This window comes from Citrobacter sp. RHBSTW-00570 (genome assembly GCF_013739755.1).
Classification (GTDB): domain Bacteria; phylum Pseudomonadota; class Gammaproteobacteria; order Enterobacterales; family Enterobacteriaceae; genus Citrobacter; species Citrobacter braakii.
Genome location: NZ_CP056399.1, coordinates 272,227 through 286,051, shown reverse-complemented (window position 1 = coordinate 286,051; position 13,825 = coordinate 272,227). Strand labels below are relative to the sequence as shown.

At 53.3% G+C, this 13,825-nt stretch carries 14 protein-coding genes; 1 reads left to right on the top strand and 13 read right to left on the bottom strand.

The annotated features are described in order from the left end of the window. Positions 1–2: 2 nt before the first annotated feature. From ugpE to livK, 9 genes are all read right to left on the bottom strand, one after another. A complete protein-coding gene (gene ugpE / locus HV237_RS01330) occupies positions 3–848 on the bottom strand; it encodes a sn-glycerol-3-phosphate ABC transporter permease UgpE (RefSeq protein ID WP_047358180.1) in 846 nt (281 codons plus the stop codon). Further along, complete coding sequence (gene ugpA / locus HV237_RS01325) at positions 845–1,732, bottom strand: sn-glycerol-3-phosphate ABC transporter permease UgpA (RefSeq protein ID WP_016154830.1); 888 nt, start codon at positions 1,730–1,732, stop codon at positions 845–847. Before ugpA ends, ugpE begins: the two co-directional genes overlap by 4 nt. Positions 1,733–1,844: 112 nt before the next feature. Then, positions 1,845–3,161, bottom strand: coding sequence for a sn-glycerol-3-phosphate ABC transporter substrate-binding protein UgpB (gene ugpB, locus HV237_RS01320; RefSeq protein WP_016154831.1), 1,317 nt, complete (start codon positions 3,159–3,161; stop codon positions 1,845–1,847). Positions 3,162–3,409: 248 nt separating this feature from the next. Continuing rightward, positions 3,410–3,691, bottom strand: coding sequence for a hypothetical protein (locus HV237_RS01315; RefSeq protein ID WP_016157661.1), 282 nt, complete (start codon positions 3,689–3,691; stop codon positions 3,410–3,412). Between the two features lie 101 nt (positions 3,692–3,792). After that, positions 3,793–4,506 carry a high-affinity branched-chain amino acid ABC transporter ATP-binding protein LivF gene (gene livF, locus HV237_RS01310; RefSeq protein ID WP_085951092.1) on the bottom strand — a complete coding sequence of 238 codons (714 nt, stop codon included), beginning with the start codon at positions 4,504–4,506 and terminating at the stop codon, positions 3,793–3,795. Positions 4,507–4,523: 17 nt separating this feature from the next. Continuing rightward, positions 4,524–5,291, bottom strand: coding sequence for a high-affinity branched-chain amino acid ABC transporter ATP-binding protein LivG (gene livG, locus HV237_RS01305; RefSeq protein ID WP_003023438.1), 768 nt, complete (start codon positions 5,289–5,291; stop codon positions 4,524–4,526). Continuing rightward, positions 5,288–6,565, bottom strand: a complete 1,278-nt coding sequence (livM, locus tag HV237_RS01300; RefSeq protein WP_016154835.1) for a branched chain amino acid ABC transporter permease LivM — start codon at positions 6,563–6,565, stop codon at positions 5,288–5,290. The genes livG and livM overlap by 4 nt, the downstream gene beginning before the upstream one ends. After that, positions 6,562–7,488: a high-affinity branched-chain amino acid ABC transporter permease LivH gene (gene livH, locus HV237_RS01295; protein WP_003023435.1), complete on the bottom strand. Its 927-nt coding sequence runs from the start codon at positions 7,486–7,488 to the stop codon at positions 6,562–6,564. Before livH ends, livM begins: the two co-directional genes overlap by 4 nt. A gap of 61 nt (positions 7,489–7,549) precedes the next feature. Then, a complete protein-coding gene (gene livK, locus HV237_RS01290; RefSeq protein WP_016154836.1) occupies positions 7,550–8,659 on the bottom strand; it encodes a high-affinity branched-chain amino acid ABC transporter substrate-binding protein LivK in 1,110 nt (369 codons plus the stop codon). Between the two features lie 424 nt (positions 8,660–9,083). Between livK and panM the strand changes: the two genes are divergently transcribed. After that, positions 9,084–9,467 carry an aspartate 1-decarboxylase autocleavage activator PanM gene (gene panM, locus HV237_RS01285; RefSeq protein WP_016154837.1) on the top strand — a complete coding sequence of 128 codons (384 nt, stop codon included), beginning with the start codon at positions 9,084–9,086 and terminating at the stop codon, positions 9,465–9,467. Positions 9,468–9,624: 157 nt separating this feature from the next. On the opposite strand, the gene livJ is transcribed toward panM, so the two are convergent. The 4 genes from livJ to ftsE form a co-directional block, all read right to left on the bottom strand. Next, entirely contained in the window at positions 9,625–10,728 is a 1,104-nt protein-coding gene (gene livJ, locus HV237_RS01280) for a branched chain amino acid ABC transporter substrate-binding protein LivJ (RefSeq protein ID WP_029139730.1), read from the bottom strand. 267 nt (positions 10,729–10,995) lie between these two features. After that, the gene (gene rpoH, locus HV237_RS01275) at positions 10,996–11,850 is read right to left on the bottom strand and encodes an RNA polymerase sigma factor RpoH (protein WP_003023425.1); all 855 of its coding nucleotides are present in this window, start codon (positions 11,848–11,850) and stop codon (positions 10,996–10,998) included. Between the two features lie 255 nt (positions 11,851–12,105). Then, on the bottom strand, positions 12,106–13,164 hold the full coding sequence (ftsX, locus tag HV237_RS01270; protein ID WP_016154839.1) for a permease-like cell division protein FtsX: 1,059 nt from the start codon (positions 13,162–13,164) through the stop codon (positions 12,106–12,108). Further along, positions 13,157–13,825 (bottom strand): cell division ATP-binding protein FtsE, encoded by a 669-nt coding sequence (ftsE, locus tag HV237_RS01265; protein ID WP_003023420.1) that lies wholly within the window; start codon positions 13,823–13,825, stop codon positions 13,157–13,159. Before ftsE ends, ftsX begins: the two co-directional genes overlap by 8 nt.

The window sequence follows — 13,825 nt, the reverse complement described above, 5'->3', positions numbered from 1 at the left end:
TTTTATTTCTCACTATCGACCAGGCCACGTACAAAGGCACGCTGCATGGCTAACACGATGATTACCGGAGGGATGAGCGTCAGCAGCATGGCTGCCATTACCTGATTCCACTGTGTGGTGCCTTCACCAGTAGCAATCATGCCTTTGATACCTGCCACCGCAGTGCCCAAATTGACATCGGTAATAATTAACAACGGCCACAGATACTGGTTCCAGCCGTAGATAAAGGTGATCACAAACAGCGCCGCCAGATTGGTTTTTGACAGCGGTAGTACAATATCGCGGAAAAAACGCATCGGTGACGCACCGTCAATACGCGCCGCCTCAACCAGTTCATCCGGCAGGGTCATAAAAAACTGCCGGAACAGGAACGTCGCAGTCGCCGATGCCATTAACGGCAGCGTCAGACCCGCATAGCTGTCGAGCATTTTCAGGTTGGCGATCACTTCCACCGTCGGGAAAATACGCACCTCGACCGGCAGCATCAGCGTGATAAAAATCATCCAGAAGAACAGGTTACGCAGTGGAAAGCGGAACCAGACGATGGCGAATGCGGAGAGCATAGAGACGGTGATTTTCCCTACCGTAATACTGAACGCCATGATGAAACTGTTGAGCATCATCAGCCAGAACGGCGCGCTGTTAACGCCCACGCCGTTGACCCAGATGTATTTCATGTTTTCCAGCAGCTGTGTGCCGGGAATCAGCGTCATCGGCGTTTCAAAGACTGCTTTGTTATCCAGCGTCGCCGCGACAAACGCGACGTACAGCGGAAACAGGATCACCATGATCCCCATAATCAACATGGCATGGCTGAATATTGTCAGCCCACGACGATTCTCAATCATTGGTAACGTACCTTACTTTCCACATAGCGGAACTGCACCACCGTCAAAATAATGACCAGGAACATCAGCACTACCGATTGGGCGGCCGAGGCGGAGAGATCCAGCCCGACAAAGCCTTCGCGATAGATCTTATAAATCAACGTAGTGGTCGCCTGTACCGGCCCACCCGCCGTGGCGGCATCGATCACCGGGAAGGTATCAAAGAAGGCATAAACCAGATTCACCACCAGCAGAAAGAAGCTGACCGGTGCAATCAGCGGCAGCGCCAGCTTAAAGAAGCGGCGAACCGGTCCCGCACCATCAATCGCGGCGGCTTCAATCAGCGACCGCGGAATAGACTGTAGTGCGGCAAAGAAGAACAGGAAGTTGTAACTAATCTGCTTCCAGACCGACGCAAACACCACCAGAAACATCGCCTGACCGCTGTTTTGCGCATGGTTCCAGTCATAGCCAAACTCACCGAGAAAATGGGTAATCAGCCCGCGTCCTGGGTTAAACAGGAAGATCCACAATACGGCGGCGACGGCGGGCGCGACGGCGTAAGGCAACAGCATCAGCGTCTGGTAAAAACGGCTGCCGCGCACCACGTAATTCACCAGCGCCGCAAAAAATAACGACACCAGCAAACCGCTTACCGTGACTAACGTACTGAACTTAATGGTGGTCCAGAATGAATCAAGGTAGTACGGGTCATGAAACAGCGCGATAAAGTTTTCCAGTCCGACAAACTGGCTAGAAAGACCAAACGGATCAACGGATTGTAGTGAGTACCACAGCGCTTCACCGGCGGGCCAGATAAAGAAAATAACGGTGATAACCAGCTGCGGGGCCACCAGCAAATAGGGAAGCCAGCGCGAGCGGAACACCGGACGGGATGAAGACATGTAGGTTCTTTTCCTGGAAGGTGCCAGATTGCGGTGCAAACACCGTATCCGGCCTACAAACTACACGCATTTGTAGGCCGGGTAAGTCGCAGCCGCCACCCGGCATTTCACATTACGATTTAGTCGATTGCTCAAAGCGGCGCAGTAACTGATTGCCACGCTCAACGGCAGCATCCAGCGCCTGCTGCGGGGTTTTCTTCCCGGTCCAGACGCTTTCCAGTTCTTCATCTACGATGGTGCGGATCTGCGGCATGTTGCCCAGACGCAGCCCTTTGGTGAACGGCAACGGTGGCTTGTTCAGCATCTGGCGGGTGGCGATATCAGCCCCAGGGTTCTTATCATAGAAGCCCTGCTCGCGGGTCAAGTCGTACGCGGCGGTGGTAATGGGTAGGTAGCCGGTCTTCTGGTGCCATTCGGCAGCAATTTCAGGCTTCGCCAGGAAGTTGAGGAACTGCGCCACGCCTTCGTAGGTTGCTTTGTCTTTACCCTGCATCACCCACAGGCTGGCTCCCCCGATAATCGCGTTCTGCGGCGCGCCCTTCACATCGGCATCGTACGGCATCATGCCGACGCCATAGTTGAATTTGGCGTAGTGGCGGATGTCAGCCAGAGAACCGGAAGAGGCGGTGGTAATGGCACAATCCCCGTTATAGAACTTCTCGGTAGACTCGTCTTTACGCCCGAAGTAGCTGAAATCTCCTTTTTTGTTCAACTCTTCCAGCAGGGCGATATGTTTCACCTGTTCCGGTTTATTGAATTCCAGCACCGCGTCAGTACCGTCAAAGCCGTTGTTTTTGGTAGCCACCGGCAGACCATTCCAGGCGCTGAAGTTTTCAATCTGAATCCATCCCTGCCAGCCGCTGGCGTAACCGCACTTCATGCCTGCTGCTTTCAGCTTCGCGGTGTATTCCGCCAGATCCTGCCAGGTTTTTGGCGGCTGCTCAGGGTCTAAACCGGCTTTTTTGAAGGCATCTTTGTTGTAGTACAGCACCGGCGTGGAGCTGTTAAACGGCTGGGAGAGTAAGTGTCCGCTTTTAGAGTCGGTGTAATAACCGGAAACCGTTGGTACGAACTGAGACTCATCGAAGTTAATACCAGCCTCTTTGAATACTTCATAGACCGGTTTAATGGCTTTCGAGGCCATCATCGTTGCCGTGCCCACTTCATAAACCTGCAGTAGCGCAGGTGCGTTTCCGGTACGGAAAGCCGCAATACCTGCGCTCAGGCTCTGCTCGTAGTTGCCTTTGTACTGCGGAACAATTTTGTAGTCGGGATTGGCGGCATTAAAACGTTGCGCCAGTGAATCAACTTCTTTACCCAGTTCACCTTCCATTGAATGCCAGAACGGGATAGTGGTGACGGCCAGAGCCTGACCTGCAAACGCCAGGCTAAGTGCCAGTCCTAAAGCTGTATGTCGTAACGATATCATCGGTTATCTCTCTTGTTGTGCCGGATGCGCGATATCACGCGTTTTATGCTCGCGGGGGTAACATGACATGCTCGAATGACAGAAAAATAACTTTTTTATTACAAAAAAAAGATAGTAAGGCGACAAACAGATGGCAAGGCGGTGAAAGCGTAGTGACAGGAAAATGCGGGGTGGTGCACAACAAAGCCGGGTAACGCTATGTCTTACCCGGCCAGGATGACGTTATCTGTTGCAGCCAGCAAAGAACATTAATCTTTACGCCAGCGTCGTTCATATTCATTCTGTAAACGCTGCTGTTCCCGCCGCTCACGTTCGCGCTGAATATCCGATTTCTCATCTTCCCAGCCCGGGCAGACAGAGGAGGTGAACACTTCACAGGGCGAGCTGGACTGCGCTAACGAGTTGTCCGGTTTCTCTTCCCAGATTGAAGGGTCGCGCGGGTCGAACGCTGGCGGTGTTAAGGCCAGGGTATTTGATGAAAGCGTCCAAAACAAACCGCCAATCATCATGCAGATACCGGAACGTATCATCCTTTCTCCATGTTCACTTTTATTATTGATAACTATTCTCAATAATAACATAGAGCAATAAAAAGGGGCCATATCAGGCCCCCTTGTCCATTCAGAGAATGTTAACCGCCCAGATACGCGCTGCGCACTGCTTCGTTAGCCAGTAACGCATCACCAGTGTCTTCCAACACCACATGACCGTTTTCCAGCACGTAGCCGCGATCGGCGAGCTTCAGCGCCTGGTTAGCGTTCTGTTCGACGAGGAAGATTGTCATCCCCTGCTCGCGCAGTTGTTCGATGGTGTTGAAGATCTGCTGGATGATAATCGGCGCCAGACCCAGCGACGGCTCATCAAGCAGCAGCAGCCGCGGCTGACTCATCAGCGCACGGCCTATCGCCAGCATCTGCTGTTCACCGCCGGACATCGTGCCCGCACGCTGAATTCGACGTTCATGCAGGCGGGGAAACAGGTCATACACCCACTTGATGCGTTCCTGAAACTGGTCCTTTTCGGCAAAGAAGCCGCCCATCGCCAGGTTCTCTTCCACCGTCATGCGGGAAAACACGCGACGCCCTTCCGGAACAATCGCTACCGCTTCGCGCATGATTTTCGCCGTCTGCCAGTCGGTAATGTCTTTACCATCAAAGACAATTCGCCCACTTGTCGCACGCGGATCGCCGCACAGCGTACCAAGCAGCGTGGTTTTTCCCGCACCGTTGGCGCCGATCAGCGTCACGATTTCACCCTGATTGATATACAAGCTGACGTCGTGCAGCGCCTGTATCTTGCCGTAGTGGGCGCTGACTTTGTCAAAGGACAACATGACTTTTTCCATATTATGCGTCACCACCATTATGCTTCACCTAAATAGGCGCGGATCACGTCCGGGTTGTTACGAATCTGTTCCGGCGTCCCGTTCGCCAGCGGCGTGCCCTGATTCACCACGTAAATACGGTCGGAAATACCCATCACCAGCTTCATGTCGTGCTCAATCAACAAAATGGTGGTGTTGTGATGGTTACGCAGTTCAGCAATCAGCTCGTCCAGCTCTTTGGTCTCTTTCGGGTTGAGGCCTGCGGCGGGTTCGTCGAGCATCAGGATTTCCGGCTGGGTCACCATGCAACGTGCAATCTCCAGACGGCGCTGGTCGCCGTAGGCCAGGTTACTGGCCTGACGGTTGGCGTGCTCCAGCAAACCAATACGCTCCAGCCAGGTGGCAGCGCGATCCAACGCTTCACTCTGCGCGCGACGGAACGACGGGGTTTTCAACAGGCCGGAGAAGACGCCGGTTTTCAGCTGCTGATGTTGCGCCACCAGCAGGTTTTCAATCACCGTCATTTCGCGAAACAGACGCACATGCTGGAAAGTACGCACCACACCCATCCGCGCGATTTGCTGACCCGGCAGTCCTTCCAGATGCTGGTCGCGCAGCTTAATCGTCCCACCCGTCGGCTTATAAAAACCGGTCAGGCAGTTAAAGACCGTGGTTTTTCCCGCACCGTTTGGCCCGATTAACGAGACGATCTCCTGTGGTCTCAGCTCCAGTTCAACGTTGTTTACCGCCAGCAGACCGCCGAAGCGCATCATCAGGCCGTTGACGGATAATAATGGCTGACTCATGCCTGCTCTCCTTTTGCTTCCCCGTTTTTCAGCTTCAACTGCGGACGGGTCATCGGCAACAAGCCCTGCGGACGCCAGATCATCATCAGTACCATTAAACCCCCCAGCATTAACATGCTGTATTCATTGAAATCACGCATCAGCTCGCGTGACACCACCAGCAGGATGGCCGCGAGGATCACTGCAAACTGTGAGCCCATCCCGCCCAGTACCACAATCGCCAGCACAAAGGCCGACTCGGCAAAGGTGAAGGATTCTGGGCTGACAAAACCCTGACGCGCGGCAAACAACGTACCGGCAAAACCGGCGAACGCGGCGCTGATGGTAAAGGCGGTCAGCTTGATGCGCGTAGGGTTTAAGCCCAACGAGCGACAGGCTATTTCATCTTCGCGCAGCGCTTCCCACGCACGACCCAACGGCATACGCAGCAGACGGTTGATGACAAACAGCGAGAAGACCACCAGCAGCAGCGCCACCAGATAGAGGAAAATCACGCGGTCAGAGGGATCGTACTTCACGTTAAAGAAGTTGCTGAAGGTATCCCAGCCACCTTCACGGGCAGTACGGCTGAACTCCAGACCGAAAAAGGTCGGTTTGGGGATCTGGCTGATACCGTTCGGCCCACCGGTCACTTCGGTGTTGTTGAGCAGCAGGATACGGACGATTTCGCCGAAGCCTAAAGTCACAATCGCCAGATAGTCACCGCGCAGGCGCAGTACCGGGAAGCCGAGCATAAAGCCCGCAGCAGCGGAAACCAGCCCCGCCAGCGGCAGACAGGTCCAGAAGCCGAGTCCGTAATAGTGGTTCAGCAGCGCGAAGGTGTAAGCACCGATGGCATAGAAGCCGCCGTAACCCAGCACCAGCAGACCGGAAAGCCCCACCACCACGTTTAAACCGAGGCCGAGGATGATATAAATCATCGTCAGCGTGGCAATATCAACCGTACCGCGCGACACCATAAACGGCCACGCCACGGCAATCACCAGCAGCGCGACCAGGAACAGCTTCTGTTTAACGGTGGAGCCATCAATCGCCGGCAGAATAAACTTCGGTCCGGAGACACTCTTCAGGCCCTTCTGGAAAGCTGGACGCAACAGTTGGAAGAGAAAGACCACGCCAGTGCCGATAAACACCCACTGCCAGCGGATATCCGCGGCGGTATCCACCACCAGTTTGGTGCCGTCAAGCTCCAACTGGACGCCCATAAAGACGCCCGCCAGGATGAAGAACATAGCGGCAGAGAGCAGCGCCATTGCAAAATGCATCGGTTTCATACTTTCTCTACCTCCGGGCGACCCAGAATACCGGTCGGCATCACCAGCAACACCAGAATCAGCAGCGCGAATGAAACCACGTCTTTGTATTCGGTACTCAGATAAGCAGAGGAGAGCGCTTCCGCGACACCCAGAATCAGGCCGCCGATCATCGCCCCAGGAATGCTGCCGATGCCGCCCAGTACCGCCGCGGTAAAGGCTTTCATCCCGGCCATAAAGCCGATATAGGGGTTAATTACGCCGTAGAACTGGCCGAGCAGTACGCCCGCTACCGCCGCCATTGCCGCGCCAATCACAAAGGTCAGCGCAATCACGCGATCGGTATTTATGCCGAGCAGGCTGGCCATTTTCAGGTCTTCCGCGCAGGCACGGCAGGCACGGCCCATACGGGAGTAACGGATAAACAGCGTCAGCGCCAGCATCGCCAGGAAGGTTACAATCCAGATAACCAACTGCATAGTGGTGATGGAAGCAGAGAAGTTTTCGCTACTGCCGACGGTCCACTGGCCGTTAAACAGGCTGGGCAGCGCCACATCGCGCGAACCTTCCGTCAGGCTGACGTAGTTTTGCAGGAAGATGGACATCCCGATAGCGGAAATCAGCGCGATCAGGCGCTTAGAGCTGCGCACGGGCCGATACGCTACGCGTTCAATGCTCCAGCCGTAGGCGCTGGCAATCACAATCGCGCCGACAAAGCCCGCCGCGACCAGTAGCCAGCTGGAATCAATACCCATCATCATTAGCGCAGCGATGATCATAAAGGAGACATAGCTGCCGATCATATACACCTCGCCGTGGGCGAAGTTGATCATGCCGATAATGCCGTACACCATCGTGTAACCGATAGCGATCAGCGCGTAGGTGCTTCCCAGCGTGACGCCGTTAAACATCTGCTGCAAGAAATAGAGGAACTGCTCGGACATAAGGTAACCTTTCTTAACCCGCCCGCTTTGTACGGGCGGTGGGATAACTCGTCTTCAGCTATTACTTCGCGACGGTCGATGATCCGTCCGCGTGCCACTGGAAGACACCAAACTCAAATCCCTTCAAATCGCCTTTTTCGTCCCATTTCAGCGGCCCTATCACGGTGTCAGCTCCGTGTGCTTTCAGATCTTTCACCAGCTCCAACGGCTCTTTGCTGCCGCTGCGATCCATTGCTGTCGCCAATGACTGGACGGCGGCATAGGTGATCCACACGTACGGTCCGGTTGGATCTTTCTTGTCAGCTTTGAGCGCATCGACGATAGCTTTATTCGCCGGGTCCTGATCATAGCGTTTTGGCATGGTCACCAGCATGCCTTCAGCGGCATCACCGGCAATGTTAGACAGCGACGCATTGCCCACGCCCTCAGGTCCCATAAACTGGGTATTCAGCCCGACGGAGCGAGCCTGGCGCAGCATTTGTCCCATTTCCGGGTAGTATCCGCCGTAATAAACAAAATCGATATTTTCTTTTTTCAGGCGGGCGATCAGCGCAGAAAAATCTTTTTCCCCGGCAGTGATCCCGTCAAAGAAGACGATATTGGCTTTGCCCGCTTTCAGGCTCTCCTGCACTGAACGCGCCAGGCCTTCACCGTATTGCTGTTTATCGTGAATGATGGCGATGCGTTGCGGCTTCACCTTCTCCAGAATGTATTTCGCGGCGGTCGGCCCCTGAGAGGAGTCCAGGCCCGCTGTACGCATAATGTGTGCGTAACCGCGCTGGGTAAGTTCCGGGTTGGTCGCGCCCGGGGAAATCATCAGAATGCCTTCGTCTTCATAGATATCTGATGCGGGCTGCGTGGAAGATGAGCACAGATGACCAATAACGTACTGAATGCCATCATTGACGATTTTGTTCGCTACCGCAACGGCCTGTTTCGGATCGCAGGCGTCGTCATATTCGACGGCAACCAGTTTGTCGCCTTTGACCCCGCCTTTGGCATTGATATCTTTAATGGCCTGACGTGCGCCATTAAATTCCATATCACCCCACTGCGCGACCGGACCTGACATCGCCCCGACAACAGCGACCTTGATATCCTCCGCCATGACCGCGTGTGACATTGCCAGTGCTATCACCCCTGCGATGATTGTTTTCGCATTCCGTTTCATTTTCCTGAATCCCCATTCGTGATGATGTATATATTTTGTATTTATGTGGTTAAAAAGCAGACTGTGCTTTTTTTGAACTGTACTACTTTTACCAGTCTCGTTAATGGTTTAGCGCAGTTTTTTAAGCAAATTACGGCTAAAATCTCTATTTTTCAGTCGATTAAGAAAAGATAATATTCTGCTTTTCACTATAGATAAACAAAAAAAAGTGCATTTGTCAGCATAAAATAACGGCACAAAGAGCGGAATAAAATGCTGCATTCCAGGGTATTATCCTGCCTGTTTTTCAATCTCTACTGTTTCAATCTGTCATTGTCGTTGTTACAAAACTATTAACCTGGTTAATCGCATTAAAAAGAGAAAGCATCCGGGCGAATTATTTCGGTACACTGATTCCATCTTTTGTGATTTGGACATGCTGTTAATGAAGCTGACCATCGTTCGTTTAGATAACTTTAGCGACCAGGACCTGATTGATCTGGGCAAAATCTGGCCGGAATATTCCGCCTCATCATTAAGCGTAGATGAAACGCACCGGATCTACGCCGCACGCTTTAACGAGCGTCTGTTAGGCGCCGTGCGGGTAACCCTGAGCGGCACACAAGGCGCACTGGATTCATTGCGCGTGCGCGATATCACCCGCCGTCGCGGCGTCGGGCAGTATTTGATCGAAGAAGTGATCCGGGAAAACCCTGACGTGAGTTCGTGGTGGATGGCCGACGTCGGCGTTGAAGACCGCAGCGTGATGGCCGCATTTATGCAGGTGTTAGGATTTACGGCCCAGGAGAATGGCTGGGAGAAACGGTAGAAAACCGCCCCCAACCAATTGTATTACGAGTATTTTCCCAAGAATTTTGTGTTGCAGGCAGGCGGCAAGTTATAAAATCCCCGGAGCTTACATAAGTAAGTGACCGGGGTTGAATAACGCAGCCAACACACCTGCGGCACGAAAGGCGCCGGGAAAATCACTTGGCGTCTGTCGCCGTCCCGTTTGCATGCCAGTCAAACACGCCGAATTCGAAGCCTTTCAGGTCGCCCTTCGCATCCCATGACAGCGGCCCCATCACGGTTTCCACTGAGTTTGCTTTCAGATACTTGGCAATTTCAGCCGGATCATCAGACTGGTTCAGACCGGCCTGCAAAGATTGCAGCGCGGCGTAGGTGGTCCATACGAATGCGCCGCTCGGATCCTGTTTCTTGGCTTTGATAGCATCTACGATGGGTTTGTTCGCCGGAACCTGGTCGTAGTTCTTCGGTTTCGTTACCAGTAAGCCTTCTGCAGATTCACCGGCGATGTTAGACAGCGACACGTTCGCTACACCTTCTGGCCCCATAAACTGGGTTTTCAGACCCGCGGCGCGTGCCTGACGCAGGATTTGCCCCATTTCCGGGTGGTAACCGCCGTAGTAAACGAAATCGATATTCTCTTTCTTCAAACGCGCTACCAGCGTAGAAAAATCTTTTTCCCCGGCGGTGATCCCGTCAAAGAACACCACGTTGGCGTTACCCTTTTTCAGGCCATCCTGCACCGCGCGGGCCAGACCTTCACCGTACTGCTGCTTATCATGAATAATCGCGATGCGCTGCGGCTTCACTTTTTCAACGATATATTTGGCGGCCGTTGGGCCCTGATCGGAATCCAGACCAGTGGTACGCATTACCAGGCTATAGCCGCGCGCGGTCAGCTCCGGCGCCGTTGCCGCTGGGGTGATCATCAGAATGCCTTCGTCTTCATAGATGTCTGACGCAGGCTGAGTGGAAGAAGAGCACAGGTGACCGATTACGTATTTAATCCCGTCGTTGACCACTTTGTTCGCAACCGCTACCGCTTGTTTCGGGTCACAGGCATCGTCATATTTCACCATGACCAGTTTGTCACCTTTCACGCCGCCCTTGGCGTTGATATCCGCAATTGCCTGCTCTGCGCCGGTAAATTCCTGATCGCCATATTGTGCTACCGGGCCAGACATCGCCCCGACGACGGCAACTTTAATATCCTTAGCAAACGCCATATTGCTCAAAGACAGGGCGATACATCCTGCCAATAACGCTTTACCCTTCATATTCATCCTGACAATCCCCATTATTGTGGTTATTACGTGTGTTGTGATGTTGTTGTTCAGCACTTTATTTCGATTATTGGATAGCCACCCGTGCTTTAGCAGCATACTCTGCTAAAACATACCCGATTTTTATTATTTTGGAATAGCTAAATTTGACATGCAGATAACAACCTGATGACAAATAGCATAAACGTCAGAGGAGAGGGAGAGATAAAAACAAAAAACCCCGGATTTTCATCCAGGGTTTATCAGCATTTCCAGGTCGGCGGAAGATTACGCTTCGATCGCCGCACGCAGTTTTTTCATGGCGTTCTTTTCAAGCTGACGAACACGTTCAGCAGAGACGCCGTAGCGATCGGCCAGTTCTTGCAACGTCGACTTGTTGTCTTCGTCCAGCCAACGGGCGCGAATGATGTCCTGGCTACGCTCGTCCAGACCCTCCATTGCGTGGGTCAGTTTGTTCGCGGCCTGATCTTCCCAGTTATCTTCTTCAATGCCGTCGGCAAAGTTAGATGATTTATCCTGCAGATACAGAACCGGTGCCATCGGCTGGCTGTCAGACTCGTCGTCTGAAGACATGTCAAACGTCATGTCCTGCGCCGCCATACGGGATTCCATTTCGCGCACGTCTTTGCTGGAAACACCCAGCTCACGAGCAACCATTTCAACTTCGTCCTGATTGAACCAGCCCAGACGCTGCTTGGTTTTACGCAGGTTAAAGAACAGCTTACGCTGCGCTTTGGTGGTCGCGACTTTTACGATACGCCAGTTACGCAGAACGTATTCGTGGATCTCAGCTTTGATCCAGTGCACGGCGAAAGAAACCAGGCGCACACCCACTTCCGGGTTGAAACGGCGCACGGCTTTCATCAGGCCGATATTACCTTCCTGAATCAGATCCGCCTGCGGCAGGCCATAGCCCGCATAATTACGAGCAACATGAACAACAAAGCGCAGGTGAGACAGGATCAGCGTTTTAGCTGCTTCCAGATCGCCCTGGTAATGCAGCTTTTCAGCCAGTGCCCGCTCCTCGTCAGCCGACAACATCGGCCACGCGTTCGCAGCCCGGATGTAAGATTCCAGGTTACCAACAGGGGCTAAAGCTAAATTTTGCATTTCTTTGGTCATTCAAATCCTCTCAATCTTTTCATCTGACGCGTTGGCTAAAACCAATAGCAACAACCATGCCAGAGCTTATGAGCAACGAGAATATCATTCAATCTTTTATCAGACAGTGATTTTATCCACAAGTTCCATGTCGTAATGTGTATAGATTACGCACAAAATGTGACATCACAATGAATACGCTGGGAAGAGATAACAGGGACTCTTTCCCTGCAGAGCGAACTACTCAGTGCAGGGAAAGATTATACCAGAGATTTTTTAATCGGGGGTAAAGTGGCGTAAATGTTGAACCGTGGCAAGCCAGGCTGCCACCCAGCCAATCATCGAGCACACCAGCAGTAATAACAGGCATTCATCGAATGATAAGCCGTTGATATCAAACTTAGTTCCAAAAACCTGCGCCACCTCAGTAACCGCTGACGACAGGCGCATCACCAAAATTTCTGACAAAATCAGTGAAAGAAATGCGCCGGAAAAACCGAGCAGCGCACCGCCGTAGAGGAACGGACGCAGGATAAACCCATCCGTCGCGCCAATCAGTTTCTGCACGTTAATGGTATCGCGACGCGCAAAAATACTCAGCCGCACACTGTTACCGATGACGAGGAAGACCGCCGCTACCATCAGCACGCCAATCATCGCGGAGACGCGTCCGACAAGGCCCGTCAGCGCCGCCAGACGGGCAAACCAGCTGTCATCCATGCGCACTTCATCAATACCGTTGATTTGTGCGATACGGTCGCGCAGCGTGTTCAGCGACTCCGTGCCCTGGAAGTCCAGTTTCGGGATAACCACCGCCACGGCTGGTAGCGGGTTCTCTTCCAGCATATCCAGCGCGCCGCCAAAGCCGGACCAGTTACGGAATTCGCCCAGCGCGTCATCGCGGGAAAGATAATTCACTTTCTCCACGCCCTGCTCGGCCTGCAACTGACCAACCACCCGCGCCGCTGCATCATCATCCAGCGTTTTTTGCAGGTAAACGGTGATCTGCGGAGAAGGATAATACTGGCTTGCCGCATGGTCGACGTTCTTATAAACCATGTAGCATACGCTTGGCAGCGTCAGGGAGATGGCAATAACCATCACCGTCAGGAACGTCGCCAAAGGCTTGCTTTTCAGGTCCTGTAACGCGCCCTGGAACGCGTAGCGTACCTGCTCGTTAAAGACATTGGTTTTACGCGAGTTCGGCTTTGGCGCGGCTTTCGCCCGCTTTGGCGCGTTACGACCGCCATCTCCCGGCGCGCCGCCCGATTTACGGAAGCGATCCAGTCGGCCACCGAACTGTTTGATTTGATTAATAGCGTCACGTCTATTCATGGGCCAGGCCTCCATGCAGATGTCCATCGCTCAGAACCATTTGGCGATAGGAGCGACGGGAGATCAGGCCAATATCGTGCGTGGCCATTAATACCGTGACCCCGACGCGGTTAAACTCTTCAAACAGGCGAAGGATCCCTTCCGACAACGCGTCATCCAGGTTCCCTGTTGGTTCATCCGCCAGCAATACCGCTGGTTTGTTCACCACCGCACGGGCGATGCCCACGCGCTGTTGTTCACCGCCGGAGAGCTGAATAGGGAAGTTTTTCGCTTTGTCCAACAGTCCGACCTTATCCAGCGCCGCTGACACGCGACGACGAATATCGTCCCCGCTGGCGCCCGCGATGATCAGCGGGATTGCCACGTTGTCAAACACGGTTCTGTCCATCAACAGGTGGTGATCCTGAAAAATCATGCCAATCTGACGACGCAGAAACGGCACTTCACGGTTTTTCAAACGGCTGATGTCATGCCCGCTGAAGTAGATTTTCCCGGCGCTGGGCCGTTCAATTCCACAAATCAGCTTCAGCAGGGTACTTTTCCCCGCGCCGGAGTGGCCGGTCAGAAATGCCATCTCGCCAGGCTGCATATGGAAGGTAACTCCCTGCAGCGCTTGTCTCCCACCGAGATAGGCCTTGCTGACATGTTCAAAGCGAATCAT

Bases quoted from the DNA above. Each gene is read 5' to 3' on its own strand.
- livH (WP_003023435.1), bottom strand. From the start codon at position 7,488: ATGTCCGAGCAGTTCCTCTATTTCTTGCAGCAGATGTTTAACGGCGTC.
- livJ (WP_029139730.1), bottom strand. From the start codon at position 10,728: ATGAATATGAAGGGTAAAGCGTTATTGGCAGGATGTATCGCCCTGTCT.
- ftsX (WP_016154839.1), bottom strand. From the start codon at position 13,164: ATGAATAGACGTGACGCTATTAATCAAATCAAACAGTTCGGTGGCCGA.
- ugpA (WP_016154830.1), bottom strand. From the start codon at position 1,732: ATGTCTTCATCCCGTCCGGTGTTCCGCTCGCGCTGGCTTCCCTATTTG.
- livK (WP_016154836.1), bottom strand. From the start codon at position 8,659: ATGAAACGGAATGCGAAAACAATCATCGCAGGGGTGATAGCACTGGCA.
- livM (WP_016154835.1), bottom strand. From the start codon at position 6,565: ATGAAACCGATGCATTTTGCAATGGCGCTGCTCTCTGCCGCTATGTTC.
- ftsE (WP_003023420.1), bottom strand. From the start codon at position 13,825: ATGATTCGCTTTGAACATGTCAGCAAGGCCTATCTCGGTGGGAGACAA.
- ugpB (WP_016154831.1), bottom strand. From the start codon at position 3,161: ATGATATCGTTACGACATACAGCTTTAGGACTGGCACTTAGCCTGGCG.
- livF (WP_085951092.1), bottom strand. From the start codon at position 4,506: ATGGAAAAAGTCATGTTGTCCTTTGACAAAGTCAGCGCCCACTACGGC.
- ugpE (WP_047358180.1), bottom strand. From the start codon at position 848: ATGATTGAGAATCGTCGTGGGCTGACAATATTCAGCCATGCCATGTTG.
- HV237_RS01315 (WP_016157661.1), bottom strand. From the start codon at position 3,691: ATGATACGTTCCGGTATCTGCATGATGATTGGCGGTTTGTTTTGGACG.
- rpoH (WP_003023425.1), bottom strand. From the start codon at position 11,850: ATGACCAAAGAAATGCAAAATTTAGCTTTAGCCCCTGTTGGTAACCTG.
- livG (WP_003023438.1), bottom strand. From the start codon at position 5,291: ATGAGTCAGCCATTATTATCCGTCAACGGCCTGATGATGCGCTTCGGC.
- panM (WP_016154837.1), top strand. From the start codon at position 9,084: ATGAAGCTGACCATCGTTCGTTTAGATAACTTTAGCGACCAGGACCTG.